Annotated in this window: 14 protein-coding genes and 8 tRNA genes; 5 read left to right on the forward strand and 17 right to left on the reverse strand. The window is 43.8% G+C overall.

Annotated features, from left to right (window positions below; translation table 11 throughout):
* Positions 1 to 33 precede the first annotated feature (33 nt).
* Both cobT and cobU read right to left on the reverse strand, forming a co-directional pair.
* Positions 34 to 1,071: a nicotinate-nucleotide--dimethylbenzimidazole phosphoribosyltransferase gene (gene cobT / locus C4H11_RS00810; protein WP_106040082.1), complete on the reverse strand. Its 1,038-nt coding sequence runs from the start codon at positions 1,069 to 1,071 to the stop codon at positions 34 to 36.
* A gap of 35 nt (positions 1,072 to 1,106) precedes the next feature.
* A complete protein-coding gene (gene cobU, locus C4H11_RS00815; protein ID WP_106040083.1) occupies positions 1,107 to 1,670 on the reverse strand; it encodes a bifunctional adenosylcobinamide kinase/adenosylcobinamide-phosphate guanylyltransferase in 564 nt (187 codons plus the stop codon).
* A 366-nt stretch (positions 1,671 to 2,036) separates the two neighbouring features.
* Between cobU and C4H11_RS00825 the strand changes: the two genes are divergently transcribed.
* Positions 2,037 to 2,112: transfer RNA gene (locus tag C4H11_RS00825), tRNA-Gly, on the forward strand.
* A 220-nt stretch (positions 2,113 to 2,332) separates the two neighbouring features.
* On the opposite strand, the gene C4H11_RS00830 is transcribed toward C4H11_RS00825, so the two are convergent.
* Positions 2,333 to 2,407, reverse strand: a tRNA-Pro gene (locus C4H11_RS00830).
* A 158-nt stretch (positions 2,408 to 2,565) separates the two neighbouring features.
* On the opposite strand from C4H11_RS00830, the gene C4H11_RS00835 reads away from it, so the two are divergent.
* A complete protein-coding gene (locus C4H11_RS00835; RefSeq protein ID WP_106040085.1) occupies positions 2,566 to 3,186 on the forward strand; it encodes a superoxide dismutase in 621 nt (206 codons plus the stop codon).
* A gap of 491 nt (positions 3,187 to 3,677) precedes the next feature.
* Here C4H11_RS00835 and C4H11_RS00840 read toward each other — a convergent pair.
* The 12 genes from C4H11_RS00840 to C4H11_RS00895 all read right to left on the reverse strand — a co-directional run bounded on the left by C4H11_RS00840 (position 3,678) and on the right by C4H11_RS00895 (position 10,982).
* A tRNA-Gly gene (locus tag C4H11_RS00840) sits at positions 3,678 to 3,750 on the reverse strand.
* Positions 3,751 to 3,781: 31 nt separating this feature from the next.
* A tRNA-Leu gene (locus C4H11_RS00845) sits at positions 3,782 to 3,863 on the reverse strand.
* 37 nt (positions 3,864 to 3,900) lie between these two features.
* Positions 3,901 to 3,973, reverse strand: a tRNA-Gly gene (locus tag C4H11_RS00850).
* 14 nt (positions 3,974 to 3,987) lie between these two features.
* A tRNA-Leu gene (locus C4H11_RS00855) sits at positions 3,988 to 4,070 on the reverse strand.
* Between the two features lie 43 nt (positions 4,071 to 4,113).
* Positions 4,114 to 4,195 (reverse strand) — tRNA-Leu (locus C4H11_RS00860).
* Positions 4,196 to 4,218: 23 nt separating this feature from the next.
* Positions 4,219 to 4,291: transfer RNA gene (locus C4H11_RS00865), tRNA-Gly, on the reverse strand.
* A gap of 110 nt (positions 4,292 to 4,401) precedes the next feature.
* The gene (nspC, locus tag C4H11_RS00870; protein WP_106040086.1) at positions 4,402 to 5,541 is read right to left on the reverse strand and encodes a carboxynorspermidine decarboxylase; all 1,140 of its coding nucleotides are present in this window, start codon (positions 5,539 to 5,541) and stop codon (positions 4,402 to 4,404) included.
* 67 nt (positions 5,542 to 5,608) lie between these two features.
* Entirely contained in the window at positions 5,609 to 7,921 is a 2,313-nt protein-coding gene (locus C4H11_RS00875) for an ATP-dependent helicase (RefSeq protein WP_106040087.1), read from the reverse strand.
* 267 nt (positions 7,922 to 8,188) lie between these two features.
* Positions 8,189 to 8,764 carry a uracil-DNA glycosylase family protein gene (locus C4H11_RS00880; protein WP_106040088.1) on the reverse strand — a complete coding sequence of 192 codons (576 nt, stop codon included), beginning with the start codon at positions 8,762 to 8,764 and terminating at the stop codon, positions 8,189 to 8,191.
* Positions 8,765 to 8,846: 82 nt separating this feature from the next.
* Positions 8,847 to 9,473 carry a hypothetical protein gene (locus tag C4H11_RS00885; RefSeq protein ID WP_106040089.1) on the reverse strand — a complete coding sequence of 209 codons (627 nt, stop codon included), beginning with the start codon at positions 9,471 to 9,473 and terminating at the stop codon, positions 8,847 to 8,849.
* Positions 9,474 to 9,671: 198 nt separating this feature from the next.
* Positions 9,672 to 10,313 carry an AlbA family DNA-binding domain-containing protein gene (locus C4H11_RS00890; protein ID WP_106040090.1) on the reverse strand — a complete coding sequence of 214 codons (642 nt, stop codon included), beginning with the start codon at positions 10,311 to 10,313 and terminating at the stop codon, positions 9,672 to 9,674.
* Between the two features lie 156 nt (positions 10,314 to 10,469).
* Complete coding sequence (locus C4H11_RS00895) at positions 10,470 to 10,982, reverse strand: nitroreductase family protein (protein WP_106040091.1); 513 nt, start codon at positions 10,980 to 10,982, stop codon at positions 10,470 to 10,472.
* A 559-nt stretch (positions 10,983 to 11,541) separates the two neighbouring features.
* Between C4H11_RS00895 and C4H11_RS00900 the strand changes: the two genes are divergently transcribed.
* Genes C4H11_RS00900 through nfo form a run of 3 tightly spaced genes read left to right on the forward strand, consistent with a single transcriptional unit; the run spans position 11,542 to position 13,188 of the window.
* A complete protein-coding gene (locus C4H11_RS00900) occupies positions 11,542 to 12,006 on the forward strand; it encodes a MaoC family dehydratase (RefSeq protein WP_106040092.1) in 465 nt (154 codons plus the stop codon).
* A 24-nt stretch (positions 12,007 to 12,030) separates the two neighbouring features.
* Positions 12,031 to 12,339: an MGMT family protein gene (locus tag C4H11_RS00905; RefSeq protein WP_106040093.1), complete on the forward strand. Its 309-nt coding sequence runs from the start codon at positions 12,031 to 12,033 to the stop codon at positions 12,337 to 12,339.
* A gap of 15 nt (positions 12,340 to 12,354) precedes the next feature.
* Positions 12,355 to 13,188, forward strand: coding sequence for a deoxyribonuclease IV (gene nfo, locus C4H11_RS00910; RefSeq protein ID WP_106042978.1), 834 nt, complete (start codon positions 12,355 to 12,357; stop codon positions 13,186 to 13,188).
* 172 nt (positions 13,189 to 13,360) lie between these two features.
* On the opposite strand, the gene C4H11_RS00915 is transcribed toward nfo, so the two are convergent.
* Together C4H11_RS00915 and C4H11_RS14115 are read right to left on the reverse strand one after the other, a co-directional pair.
* The gene (locus tag C4H11_RS00915) at positions 13,361 to 14,986 is read right to left on the reverse strand and encodes an RluA family pseudouridine synthase (RefSeq protein WP_106040094.1); all 1,626 of its coding nucleotides are present in this window, start codon (positions 14,984 to 14,986) and stop codon (positions 13,361 to 13,363) included.
* A 48-nt stretch (positions 14,987 to 15,034) separates the two neighbouring features.
* Positions 15,035 to 15,193, reverse strand: a complete 159-nt coding sequence (locus tag C4H11_RS14115) for a hypothetical protein (protein ID WP_164996496.1) — start codon at positions 15,191 to 15,193, stop codon at positions 15,035 to 15,037.
* Positions 15,194 to 15,200 lie beyond the last annotated feature (7 nt).

Below are 15,200 nucleotides of genomic sequence, written 5' to 3' on the forward strand. Positions count from 1 at the left end.
TATTAAAAAATTATTTCTTCAATAAATGTCAGATTAAAAATATTTTGTGATAGATGCGTGTGCAAAATTATCCATCTCATTAATCATCCTTACGGCGGAGTCTACGATGGGATATGCGCATATGGCTCCCGTGCCTTCTCCCAGACGTAAGCCCAGATTCAGTAATGGCTTAGCGTGCAAGGCATCAAGCACAAGCTTGTGCCCTGTCTCGTCACCACAATGTCCGAAGATGGCATAGTTTTTCACTTCCGGATAGAGCATGGAGGCGGCGAGTAGGCAGTTGGTCATGATGAATCCATCTATCAATATAACCATTTTCAGTTCCGCCGCTTGCAACATGGCACCCACGGCCATTACCATTTCCAGCCCACCGAAGTGGCGCATGATGTTGTGCACAGAACCGTCTCCTTTATAGTTTTCTATAGATTGTTTCAACACCTTATATTTGTGACGGATGCCCATTTGGTCAAGGCCACTGCCTGCACCTACGCATTGCTCTAACGGAATGCCGGTGAAATAGCTCATCCATAAAGAAGACGAAGAAGTGTTGCCTATGCCCATTTCACCGAAACTAAGGACATTGCTTCCTTCATCATGACATAGGCGCACCACTTCGGCGCCCCGCTCCAGACATTGTTCCATTTCTTCTTCGGTCATAGCGGCTTCGTGCAGATAGTTTCGCGAACTTTTGCGTACTTTCATGTCGATGATACCCTTTTCATACGGCAGGTCGTAGTCCACGCCCGCATCTACTATCTTCAATACGAATCCATGCTGCCGGCAAAGAAAGTTTACTCCTGCCCCTCCGTGTAGGAAGTTGCTGATCTGTTGCCAAGTGATTTCTTTGGGCGACAAGCTGACTCCTTCTTCTACAATGCCATGATCGGCCGCAAAGATAATGTTCTGAGGATACTTCAGGGTGGGAGACAGTGTTTGCTGTATAAGACCTATTTGCAATGCCAATCCCTCCAATATGCCCAGAGAACCTTTAGGCTTGGTCAGATTATTGATTTTATTTGTCAATGCGATGCGTATAGATTCGTCAGGATGAGTGATATAGAATGTCTTCATAAGTGTTTTTCGTTTAAAACTCAAATAAAGTTTATTTATTCATCATTACTCTTGATTACTCTTTGATGCAATAGGTTGGTTGGTTCGTCATTTTTTACTTGCATCGGAATGCCTGCCACCATCAGTATCACCTCATCGGCGCGAGAGGCGATATACTGATTCATCCATCCTTGCATATCAGTGAACTTCTGTTGCAGTTTGTTTTCGGACACTCCTCCCATACCAATCTCATTGGTTACGAAAATGAAAGTTGCCTCTTGTTCAGTGAAACGGTTGAACTCTTCTTTGGCTGTGGCAAGCGCTCGATCGACATCAGCATTCAAGTCAAAGAAGAAGTTAGTACACCACAAGGTGACGCAATCTATAAGAACCACCTTCCCCTCCAACCGGTGACGACTGAGTTCTTTCTCTTCCTCGATATTTGTCCATTCCGCTCCCCGTCGCTGCTGATGGCGTGCCACTCTTTCCCTGAACTCTTCGTCCCAAATGCGTGCCGTGGCAAGATATACAGGGGTGGGGGAAAGGCAAAGTGCCAATTTCTCGGCATATGCACTTTTGCCGGAGTGAGATCCTCCGGTAATAAGTATGATTCGCTTCATAGTGCTGCATTTGTTCGATTCATGGAGCAAATATATATGATTTCTATGGCAAAGGCAAGGATGTCTCATGATATTCTTGCGACAGCTTTTTCATAAGAGGATCACCTATGTGCTTGACTATGGACAGATGGAGAGTAAAGCCGGCACCATACTTAAAAGGGTCCCGAGTTGGATATGCATAGTGGAAATTGTCTTTAAAAGCGTTTTTTGTTTTAATTTCAGATTGAGGATCTGTTTTTTTATTCCGAAGTCGCATAGTTGCCGGTTTTGTTATTGAGAATGAAAAACAATAAATATTTGAGGAAATGTTTGTTTCTTTCGGGAGGATTTTGTTACCTTTGCCGCTGCTTAATAGAATAGGAAAATGCGGCAGTAGCTCAGTTGGTAGAGCATCAGCTTCCCAAGCTGAGGGTCACGAGTTCGAACCTCGCTTGCCGCTCCATCTGAAAATCAGGTAGTTAATTATTTGTAACTACCTGATTTTAGTTTGTACAATATGGGCATAGAGCGCTGTAGGGCTCAAGCCGGTAAAATGTACTTTTTTACCAATTTCGGTACAAAGGTGGATTTATTCGTTGGCGGTCTGTAGTAACATTTTGTAAATAACAGGCTTACATAAACAAAAATAAGTTGATGAAAAGATAGCAACTTATTTCAATTTGTCGGGGTAGCGGGATTCGAACCCACGACCCCCTGCTCCCAAAGCAGGTGCGCTAACCGGACTGCGCTACACCCCGAGTGCCTTATTTCTTAAGCGAGCGCAAAGATAAAAAAATATGTTGATATAAACCAAATTTTTTCTCACTTTATACTTTTTTTAGTTAGGGGATAAGTGAACATTTTTAATCTTATTGTGTTTAATACTGTAAAGTTCCAAAATTTAATAATTGAACTTATGAATACATTATTAATGACTTTAATGCTAACAATTATGACGTATGAAATGCCAAAACTTCCTTATGCAAACAATGCATTGGAACCTGTAATCAGTCAGCAAACTATAGATTTCCACTACGGTAAACATTTGCAAACCTATGTAAATAACCTAAATAGTCTTGTTCCGGGAACAGAATATGAAGGTAAAGATCTAATAACCATTGTTTCCACAGCGCCGGATGGTGCCATCTTTAACAATGCAGGACAAGTGCTGAATCACACTTTATATTTCTTGCAATTTTCTCCGAATCCAGAACAAAAAGAACCTACCGGTAAGTTGGCTGAAGCCATCCAACGTGACTTCGGCATCTTTGAGAATTTCAAGAAAGAATTCAATGCGGCAGCTGTAGGTCTATTCGGTTCAGGATGGGTATGGCTTTCTGTGGACAAAAACGGTAAACTTCATATCACTCAGGAGATGAATGGAAGCAATCCTGTACGCTCCGGTTTGACTCCATTATTAGGGTTCGACGTATGGGAACATTCCTACTATCTTGATTATCAAAATCGCCGTGCAGATCATGTAAACGAATTATGGAAGATTATCGACTGGAAAATAGTAGGCGACAGGTTGAAATAATTTGAAATAAATCGATTTATAACTTATAAATCTACCCGTTGACAGAATTAATTTTCTATCCAAAGCTCGTGATTGGATTGACGGTGAGGAAGAAGGATCTTGAGAAAAGTGAGACGGAACGTTTGAATGTCGGGCAAATTCTTCCATGTATTACCAACATCTCCATCAACGGGACAGATTTGCTACTTGATACCGTGTGTTTGACAATGTTGGATTCGATTAAATCGAGAATACCGGCCTGAGCCGATATACCGCATTGTCTGGAAGCTTAGTGACAAGTAGACATGAAATAGTACAGAATACCAGTGTGCTACACACATGAAGGATATAGTGTAGCCCCATATTGGTGTTCTGTTTTATTTCGTGACAAAAAGACCGAAATAAACTTGGAAAGTGTTGATAAAAGCTTAAAAAAGAAAATCAAAAACAGAGTTTCTCAAACCAAAGTCTTGGGAAATATGCTATATTGGGGAAATGATAAAAGAGAAGAGAGCGGAAAACGAGACTCGAACTCGCGACCCCAACCTTGGCAAGGTTGTGCTCTACCAACTGAGCTATTTCCGCATTTGATGACTTCCTTTTCACAAAGGAAAGGTGCCCAGAACAGGACTCGAACCTGCATGCCTCTCGACACACGCACCTGAAACGTGCGCGTCTACCAATTCCGCCACCTGGGCATTATAAATCATCACAATAAAAATACTATGAAAACAGAGCGGAAAACGAGACTCGAACTCGCGACCCCAACCTTGGCAAGGTTGTGCTCTACCAACTGAGCTATTTCCGCAAATACAAAGGAAGTGAAGAGAAGGAGACTCGAACTCCCACGACATGATGTCACTACCCCCTCAAAGTAGCGCGTCTACCAATTCCGCCATCTCTCCATCTTACTTCCAGGAAATCAAAGAACTGATTGTTTTACCTCTGTGCCCAGAACAGGACTCGAACCTGCATGCCTCTCGACACACGCACCTGAAACGTGCGCGTCTACCAATTCCGCCACCTGGGCATTTGGTAATTACAATCATGTTGAGCGGAAAACGAGACTCGAACTCGCGACCCCAACCTTGGCAAGGTTGTGCTCTACCAACTGAGCTATTTCCGCGTTTGCGGTTGCAAAGGTAGATATTTTCCTTAAATCTGCAAATATTCCACACGTTTTTTCATACATAAAAATACGCTTCTCCACCTAATGCGCAAACAGTCTTTTAATAATCAACTCATTCGATTCCGAAAGTCTTCATACGTAAATTGTTTAAAAACTTCTGCCTTTCCCTCTTTCGTCCACATTGCAATGGCAGGATGATGAATTCCATTGAACATATTTGTCTTTACCATGGTGTAATGAATCATATCTTCAAAGATTATCCGTTCTCCTATCCGCAATTCATGATCAAAGCTCCACATGCCCATATAGTCGCCACTCAAACAAGAATTGCCGCCAAGGCGATATACGTAAGGCCCCTCGTCTCCCATTTTCGAACCACATACGGCAGGCTGATAAGGCATTTCCAAGCAATCGGGCATGTGGCAAGTAAAACTCACGTTGAGAATGGCAGTGCGAATGCCGCGGTTCTCCACAATATCCACAATTTCAGAAGCAAGTACACCGGTTTGCCATGTGAAAGCTGAACCGGGTTCAAGAATAACATGCAGGTGCGGATAACGCTTTTTCAACCCTTGCAACAGACGGATGAGATGCTCCACGTCATAATCTTTGCGCGTCATCAAATGTCCTCCACCTAAATTCAGCCATTTTATTTGTGAAAACCAACGAGAGAATTTGGATTCTAATTGTGTCAAAGAGCGTTCCAATTCATACGAGGAAGATTCACAATGACAATGGCAGTGGAATCCGTCTATACCTTCCGGAAGCACTTCCGGAAGCTGAGTTGCCACCACCCCAAAACGAGTGCCGGGTGCACAAGGGTTATAAAGTTCAGTCTCTACCTCGGAATATTCAGGATTAATGCGAATGCCGCAAGAAATTCCACTTTGCCCTGCCTTCACTTTCGGATAAAAGCGATGGAACTGCTCCAATGAATTGAAAGTGATGTGACTGCTGCACCGCATGATTTCAGGAAAGTCGGTCTCGGTATATGCCGGAGAATAGGTATGTGCTTTACTGCCAAACTCTTCAAAAGCCAAACGGGCTTCATATACGGAACTTGCCGTAGAGTTGGATATGTATTCTCTGAAAATAGGAAAGGAACGCCACATGGCAAAAGCTTTAAAAGCAAGAATAATCTCTGCCCCTGAACGTTCGGCTACACTTCTTATCAGCGTAAGGTTTTTTCTTAGAAGTTCTTCTTCCATGATGTAACACGGGGAGGGAAAACATTCAAAATCTATCATATTGTTTATGGTTTTACATTAAATTTCATCGACGCCTCTTTGTCCGGATACGCCTTACGAACACTATTTATCCTATTACCTTGAAACGTGCAAAGCGTAACAGAAGTTGTTTGTCTCCCGCATTTTTAAAACGAATGGTCGCTTTGGCATTATCCCCTTCACCTTCCATTCTCAAGACTTCTCCTAAACCGAAGCGTTCATGCTCAATCAGTTGCCCTTCCACAACTCCATGAATAGAAGCATCGGGGTGAGGCGTTGTTCCTGTGGAGTCAGAGGTCGGCATCACTCGTTTCAAATTACGAGGAACAGCCTGAGGTATAACTTCTTGCTTCGGACGCATCATCTTCTCTTCTCTCTTTTTATAGGAGAAATCGTTATGCGCATCTTCCTTCAATCTAAAAGAGGGCTTTGTATCAGGCAACTGCAAAAATCGTACATCTATATCTTTTAGAAAACGACTGGGACTTCCAAATTCCATTTTGCCAAACCGAAAACGAGTCTTTGCATAAGATAAAAAACAATGTTCCTCTGCACGTGTAATGGCTACATAAAACAATCTACGCTCTTCTTCCAACGCTCGGACAGATTCTCCAATCATTGCACTGGGAAAAAGGTTTTCTTCCATTCCCACCACAAAAACATTCTTAAACTCCAACCCCTTGGCAGAATGAACCGTCATTAAAGTTATTTTTTCATCATCATCATCGTTCTTATCCGAATCTTGATCGGTCAGTAATGAGACTTCCGACAAAAAATCAGCCAACAGAATGTCGGGATTTCCTTCCTCTTGTCGCCGAACACAAAAATCACTCATGCCATTCACCAATTCCTCTATATTTTCCTTACGGCTCAAATTTTCCGGTGAATTATCCTGACAGATATCATTGATGATACTCGACCGGCGAATGATATCGGAGCCAATCTCGTAAGCGTTCTTATCGGCTGCATATGCAATGAAGCCGGCTATCAAGTCCTGAAAGCCTTGCAACTTCCCTGCCGTGCTTTTTGTAAAAGTCAGTCCATAGGCCGGTGGGTCGCAGAGTACCGTCCATAGGCTGACATTATGCATCGTGGCAGCTGCAATGATTTTACCTACTGTAGTATCACCGATGCCGCGTGCCGGATAATTGATGATGCGTTTGAACGCCTCTTCATCATTAGGATTTACGATCAACCGGAAATAGGAAATTATATCCTTGATTTCTTTACGCTGATAAAACGATAAGCCGCCATATATGCGATAAGGCATTCCTCGCTTACGCATAACTTCTTCAAAAATGCGACTTTGCGCATTAGTGCGGTAAAGTATGGCAAAGTCGGAATAGGCATACTGTTTCTCTCGACGCAATTCGGTAATTTTATTTACTACAATATCCCCTTCTTCTACATCGCTATAGGCTTGATAAACACCAAGTGCCTCCCCCTTCTCTTTTTCAGAAAAGACTTCCTTGCGTATCTGTCGATGATTCTTCTTTATCAAGCTATTGGCCGCACAGACAATGGTTTGAGTAGAACGATAATTCTGCTCTAATTTAAAGACTTTGGCATTGGGATATATTTGGGTGAAATACAAGATATTGTCGATATCGGCTCCGCGAAAAGAGTAAATACTCTGTGCATCATCGCCCACTACACATACACGTTGGTGATTCTTGCTCAACTGTAACACAATGCTATGTTGTGCAAAATTAGTGTCTTGATATTCATCTACCAGAATATAACGGAATTGTTCCTGATAACGGGCAAGTATCTCCGGTTGATCTCTAAACAGCAAAAAGGTATAGAACAGCAAATCGTCAAAGTCCATGGCATCTGCCTGCTTACAGCGTTCCCAATACCTCTGATATACGTCGCGAAGGGCAGGAACTTTTGCCGCACGATCTGCTTCATAAGCCTCTTTACTGTTTGCATAAGCGGCAGGAGAAACCAAATGATTCTTGGCATTTGATATACGCGCTTGCACCAATCCGGGTTTGTATATCTTTTCATCCAATCCCATCTCCTTTATGATAGAGCGTATCAAACTTTTGCCATCGGCCGTGTCGTATATGGTGAATTGCGAAGTGAATCCAAGATGCATAGCTTCAGCGTGCAGAATGCGCAAGAACATGGAATGAAAGGTTCCCATCCATAGATGGCGCGCACGGTCTGTACCCACCTGGCGTGCTATGCGTTCTTTCATTTCTCGCGCCGCTTTATTGGTAAAGGTCAACGCAAGAATATCCCACGGCCGGTAACCATTCTCCAGCAGATAGGTTATTTTATATGTCAGTACGCGCGTCTTTCCAGAGCCGGCACCGGCTATCACCAATGACGGCCCATCGTTGTAAAGCACCGCTGCACGCTGTCCTTCGTTCAGTTCCTGTATATAATCGGGCATATTCCGTACAATCAAATAGAGATATTTTGCAGCAAATTTAGATATAAATTGCGATTTATATGTCGGTATAATAAGAAAAAGTCAAGATCACTCCTGTCTTTATGGCGTGAGAGATCGCAGTGAACGAGCTTCAAAACGATTGTTTACGAACTTAGTTTCAAAATATAATCTCTTGTGAGAATTGTATGTGGTCTTGACGTTCAGAAAGATAATTGAAACTTTCAAATAAGCTGGAAACCGATGCGGTTATTGCTTGGAGAAAGTTGTTTACAACATCTGTAGGTCTTGATACATAATACGATAAGTCGCCGCTTTTTTTTCTAATGCAAGTGGATAGGCTCTCGAGGAGGATGGCATCCGGTAAAGACGTAATGAACGATTCTCAAAAAGAAATTCTGCGAAGTTGCCTGCTTTGGGCTTTTCAATGGAGAACTGAAGGCATAAGATATCGGTGGCTTTTTCACCGGTGGTGGCAAGAGCCTTACATTTCGGAAGCCTACGCAGTAGGGCTTGGATATCTGTGGGTTGTACCACTTCCAAGAATTTATCCGAAGCATTGTCTTGCAGGCGTCGTATTGCCGTTGCTGTATCGAATAAAGCAATTCCTTTTTCATTCAGGAAACTTTCGATATGTTCCTTATCGAAGGTTTTCTTTACTTTGTCTACGAAATAATCCTTGTCATTGAAGAACACGTAGCCGATAATTCGCCACATATCATTTCCCCAATTGGGGTAGTAGAAATCCATCGACCATCGTTTCTTTTGTGGTGGAAAACTACCCAACATCAGCAGGTTTGCATTCTCGGGGAGGAAAGGTTTGAGGGGATGTTGTTCTATTTCCATCTTTGCGCACTTATTATCAGAGAATAAGCCCTATTCGGCATGCACTGAATAGGGCTTTGATGTAAAACTCTTTTTGCCTTTTCTATTTCTGATCCGCCTCTTTACTCTTAGGCTCTTTCTTGGCAAGCATCACTATGTTATATACATATTCTGACATCCATTCTTCCGAATATCCTAAACGCTCCTTATATTGACGCACGGACATGGCCGTTTTGTGTACATCGTCTTTTTTCCACACGTTTTTTGTACAGACGTCGTGCACTGTCTTTTCCGTCATGCTGCGCAGTGCTCCTTTAAAGAAAGAAGGCAGGCGGAACTTCCATTGCATCAAGTTGCCCATAAGCATCATCAGATCGTTGGAAAAGCCTTGATACATGAAAAGATATCCTTGCACATCGTTCTGTGTACGGCAGTGCTTCTTTACGGAAGCATCTATCTCTTTGAAAAAGTTCTCGCTGATGTTGTAGTCCTGCATCAGCATTTTGCGCGAAGCTGTTTTTTCTGCCTGCCCCAGACGTCCTCCTTGCGTCGGGATTTTGAACAGACGCTTGAAGTTGGCTACATCAGGAATGAAACGGATATTGGTAATGCCCAGATTGGCCGCTATCACGGACTGAAAATAGACACGTGTCAGTGAAACGAAGTCTTCTACGTTTTTGGAAGATACTTCTCCGGTATTCTTGTTGAACAGTTTGGTCAATATGCCCATATTACGTATGGTTTATGATTTATATTTTATAATTGCCGCAGTAATTGCGTTTGCAAAAGTACGAAATAAGTTGATTCTCGCCAGCACTCCGGGGCTTTTTCTACTTCTTTTGAAGTGATTTTTCGTGAAAACAAGATTTGTGAGAGAGTAAGACTTTTTTTTGAAATAGAGGCGTGAGGATACATCGTTTGTCTTTCTTTATTTCAATTTAAAATAAAACTTATGTCCTTCGAATACCGGCTCTACTATGCCATATCGTATGAACTTTGCCAGTAAATGTTCGGCGGCACGTCGGGAGAGATGTGACAGCCGGCAGTATCGGTTTAAAGATAACCTGCCGTTTTCTTCCAACAGGTTGAGCAGCAATCGTTCCCGTTCTGTATATTCCATCAGTTCGTCTTCGGTGCTTCCGCTTTGCTGCCAGACGCGCAAATGGATGGGAGTGGCCAGTATGTTTTCATCTTTGATACGCAGATAAGCAAGACGTTTCCCCGCTTCGTCTTTGGCATATATGGGTTTTTGTTCGCTTTCATCTATTTTTATGACCAGAATGCTGTGTCCTTCCACATGATAGGTCTGTGCGTGGAAGTTCACTTCGGGATGACAATACAACTGTGTGGCCGCTTCTATCATGTATTGTTCTTCATCAGACTGTACGCCGGCAATTTTTCCATTGTCTTTCACTCCGATGAGCAGGCGCCCTCCTTCCGTATTGGCAAAGGCGGATAGTGTTTTGGCTATCTTGCGGGCATCGGATATTTCAAATTTGAAGTCCTGCTGTTGATGCTCGCCCTCTGCTATCAGGGCACGTATGTATTCGGTGTCAGTAGGCGTTTTCATGCTTGCAAAAATATGTGACCGGATCAGTCCTATACTGATGTGACATCAGTCCTATACTGATCCTGCTTCAGTCGTATACTCATCCTACCCCCTCTCAAAAAAGTTCCGGCGGGGCATTTTGTTTCTTGATATTATTATTCCTTTCTATCCTTTATTTCACAGGTCTTGCTTTGCAACGATGATTTCTTCCGCTGCTTTACGCTTCTTCTCCTTTGCTTCATCGGAAGGATACCCGATAGGTATCAGGACGGCAGCCTCTTCGTTTTCATCCAAATCAAAGCTCTTTTTACAAAGTTCAGCGTCGAAGTTGCAGACCCAGCAGGTGCCAAGCCCTTGCTCCGCAGCTGCCAGGCAAAGGTGCTCTACCGCTATGGCTATGTCGATGTTTCCATGATGCTTTCCGTCAGCTCTTACCCATTCCTCGTCATGCAGAATAGAGACGATGATATGAACAGGTGCCGTGGCAAACCATTCACGGTTGTAGCATCGGGCGAGTTTCTTCCTGTCGTTCTCATTGGTGATGACGCGAAACTTCCACGGCTGCTTGTTGCATGCCGAAGGAGCCAAACGCACACATTCCATGATATAGTCCAGCTTTTGCTGTTTAACATTCTTTGACTGATAGCTCCTACAGCTATATCTGCTCTTTACAAGTTCTAAGAAGTTCATGTTATTCAAGTTTAATTCTGTTATGTATTTTGTTATATCCCGCCATGACATTTGTCATTATCTCGGCACGACCGAAGAAAAAAGAATAAGAAGGCGTTGGCAGACCGCCACCCCATAATATTATGGCAGACAAAAATACACAAATATTTTGCGTTATCAACGATATCGCTTTTAGAAACTGTTTTTGATTTTACTTCAGCTTCCTTACGGAAGTTGCTTTTGAGGATTTTGTCTGTTTTTCTTCGTCACATAGCCGGCTATTCTTCTTCGAAAAACAGACAAAAAAAATGAAAATAAATTCAGAGAGTGCCGATAAAACTTAAAAAAGAAAATCAAAACAGTTTAATATCCGCTTTTTTGTACGTGCAGGAATAAAAGAATATATTTGTGCAGTTTTTTCATCTGTTCTTCCGAAGTTTGAGCACCATTCTTGTTTTGCAAGCTTGTATCGGCTTTTTGCGAACATTCGTTCAACTCTTTACGGGAGGCAGGCAGATGACGATGTGCATATGGGACATATGAACTTAAGAACTTATAACACAATAAAAACAGCGTATTTATGAAGAAAGTGATTATCAACTCGTATGAGGAATTTGAAAAGTTGGTAGGCCGGCAAATCGGTGTTTCAGATTATGTAGGTCTTCCTCAGGAACGTATCAATCTTTTTGCCGATGCTACATTGGATCATCAGTGGATTCATGTGGATGCAGAACGGGCCCAGGTAGAAAGTCCTTTCAAGAGTACTATTGCCCATGGATATCTTACATTGTCCATGTTGCCCTACCTGTGGAGTCAGATTATTGAAGTAAACAATCTGAAGATGATGATAAACTATGGCATGGATAAGATGAAATTCGGCCAGGCTGTGTTGTCGGGACAGCGTATTCGCCTGGTGGCCGATTTGCACTCTTTGTCCAACTTGCGTGGGGTGGCAAAGGCGGAAATTAAATTTGCCATTGAGATTGAGGGAGAGAAGAAGAAAGCACTCGAAGGCATCGCTGTCTTTTTATACTACTTCAACTAAAAAATCTCTCCATTCAACATTTTCATGGATCAAGACGTTTTTAAGAAAGAAGTCTATAACATTGTAGCTGCTATCCCTTCGGGCAAGGTGTTGACATACGGGCAAATAGCTTACTTGATAGGTAAACCTCAACATGCCCGTATGGTGGGATATGCCATGTACAATGTTCCTTCCGAATGGCATTTGCCTTGTCACCGGGTGGTGAACAGCCAAGGTAGGCCTGTGCCCTTTTGGGCAGAACAAAGAGGGCTGCTGGAGGCTGAGCATGTGAAGTTCAAGAAGAATGGATGTGTGGACATGAAACAATGTCTGTGGGATTTTATGAAAGAATAATTTAGAATGGGGAATATGAAATTTATAGGTGCGCATGTGTCGGCAAGCGGCGGAGTCGAATCAGCTCCCGTCAATGCCCATGAGATAGGGGCAAATGCTTTTGCCCTGTTTACAAAGAATCAGCGTCAGTGGGTGGCAAAGCCGCTGGCTGACGAGAATGTGGAATTGTTTAAGAAGAATTGCGGCAAGTATGGTTTGGATGTTTGTCACATCCTGCCCCACGACAGCTATCTGATTAATTTGGGACATCCGGAAGCAGAGGGGCTGGAGAAGAGCCGCATAGCTTTTGAGGACGAAATGCAGCGTTGCGAACAGCTGGGATTGCGTATGTTGAATTTCCACCCCGGCAGTCATTTGAATAAGATTTCCGTAGAAGCGTGTCTGGACAGGATAGCAGAGTCCATCAACATTGCTTTGGAGAAGACACGGGGCGTGACGGCTGTCATCGAAAACACAGCCGGGCAGGGGAGTAATGTCGGGAATGAGCTTTGGCATCTGAAGTATATCATTGACCGTGTGGACGACAAGTCGCGTGTAGGTGTTTGTCTGGACACTTGCCACACTTATACTGCCGGTTATGACATTGTGAATGAGTACGACAAAGTGTTTGACGAATTTGATACAGCAGTAGGTTTTCATTATCTTCGTGCCATTCACTTGAATGACTCCAAGAAGCCTTTAGGAAGTCGGGTAGACCGGCACGACAGCATAGGCAAAGGATTGATAGGACTTGACTTCTTCAGACGTTTCATGGCGGATGCCCGTTTTAATGACATGCCGATTATTCTGGAAACGCCCGACGAATCGCTTTGGGCGGAAGAAATCAGGATGCTGAGGAGTTTTGAGTAAGAGCTGAGAAGTGTAAGTCTCTATTTTTCCGGTTCGCCTTTTGCCTTAAAACAAATGACAGGAAGTTTTATCTTTCTTAAGTGAGGTTACTGCTTCTTGGAGGTGATAACAGGGATGTAGAAACATGCCATGAAGTCCTCTTTCTGCATTGTTTGGTCATTGGAGCATATGCTTAAAATGTCGCTTTTCGGGTTATTTTCATTATTTCCCCGGTTACGGGGTGTGTAAATTCTAAGGTTTCGGCATGCAGATACAGTCGTTCGGCCTTTTTCCCGTATAGTTCGTCTCCGCTGATGGGACAATTCAGACCGAGCAAATGAGCGGCATGTACGCGAAGTTGGTGGGTACGGCCGGTATGCGGATAGAAGGCAATACGGGTCTGTCTGCCGATACGCTCCAAGACCTCGAAGTCTGTAATGGCGGGCTTGCCGTATTGGATATGCACCATTTGCCGGGGGCGGTCTAAAGGGTTCGGGCAGAGAGGAAGCTCAATGGTGCCGCGATCTGCTTGCACCGTCCCGTCAAGCAAGGCGATATAGCGCTTCTTGATGAGATGGTATCTGAATTGAGCTTGCAAATCCCGGTGTATATGTTTGGTTTTGGCTATTAATAACAGACCGGAGGTGGCCATGTCGAGACGATGAACCGATAGGGGGCCGTCGGCTTCCGGATATTGTTTACGTATCAGGCTGAATACGGAGTCTATGTCTTCCTTGCCCGGTACGGATAGCATGCCTGCCGGTTTGTCTACTACCAGCAACCATCGGTCTTCGTAGACAATTTCCGGCTTTTTGTCTTGTGTCTGCATCTCTTTCAACAAGGGGTTCTCTTCAACCTGCAATCCTTGTAGCATATGGCGCAGAATAGGTTCGCATTTCCCCTTGCATGCGGGATAGTAATGTCCATGATGGCGTATCTCTGTCTTAGGAGATTCTCCCCACCAGAACTCTGCCATGGTCAGCGGCTTCCATCCATGCAGATAGGCTTGTTGCAACAATTTGGGAGCGGCGCATTCGCCCGCGCCGGCCGGAGGAGTCTTGTGTACGGTTTGCTCGAATATCTCGCAGAGGTTCTTGTACTCCCCGCGTCGGTTCAGCATTTTGAACTGTGCGAATATCTCTTGCTGCAATGCGGCGGAACGTCGTTTGCGTTCTGCTTTTAAATTTTGTATCTGCTTCAGCCGGTTGTCGGCCTGTGCCTGTAGAGCGGCAGTTTTCTCTTTCCAAGCGTGCTCCTGCCGTTTGTACTCCGCTTTTTGGAATTGACTTTCACGTATCAGTGTAACTTCCTCCTGTGCGTCTGTCATGCCCGCTTGCCTGCGTTGTTCTCTTCTTGCTTTGGCTTCTTTAAGTTCTGCCTTGGCCAGAGCTAATGCTTCTTGTCCGGCTTGTATGTGCCGGTTCAGTTCCGCCAACAGCCTGATGTAGCTTTCATCTTCTTCCAGCAACTTGATGCTTCGATTAATGGCTGAGATGTTTTCTTCTTCTATCTTGAAAAATCCTTGCGGTTGCAGAAAATCGTATATGGGCGGCACGAAGTAGGGATGCAGGTTTCTTCCGGCCAATATACCCGAAAAGGCCGCTAAAAAGGCAATCTCGTTCTCCTCGGTTTGCACTGCCAATACACCGAACATTTTGCCTTTACGCAACTCTTCTTGCCATTCGGATTGCTTGTTGAGATAACTCTGCACTTCTTTCGCAGCCAATACGCATAGAGGATGCGGTGTGTAGCAAAAAGGATAGGTAAACCTTTCCGGAAGCGGTATATCGGCGATGGAGGTGGAGAAAGAATGCAACATAACAATATAAAAAGAACAGTTTCGGTGCAGGGACGGTTTGCCTTATGCTTATTTCTTCTCAGTGGCAGTGGAGGAGTTTTCGGATTGCTGCGGTTTCGGAGAAGCCGGAATATGTGCTTTCTTCTTTCCATACTTGCACTCCTTTTCCCATGCGGCCTTGCGGGCTTGATATTGTTCCATCTGCTTTTCGAGATAATTGTCTGCCATCTGCTTT

Source organism: Bacteroides zoogleoformans, assembly GCF_002998435.1.
GTDB lineage: Bacteria > Bacteroidota > Bacteroidia > Bacteroidales > Bacteroidaceae > Bacteroides > Bacteroides zoogleoformans.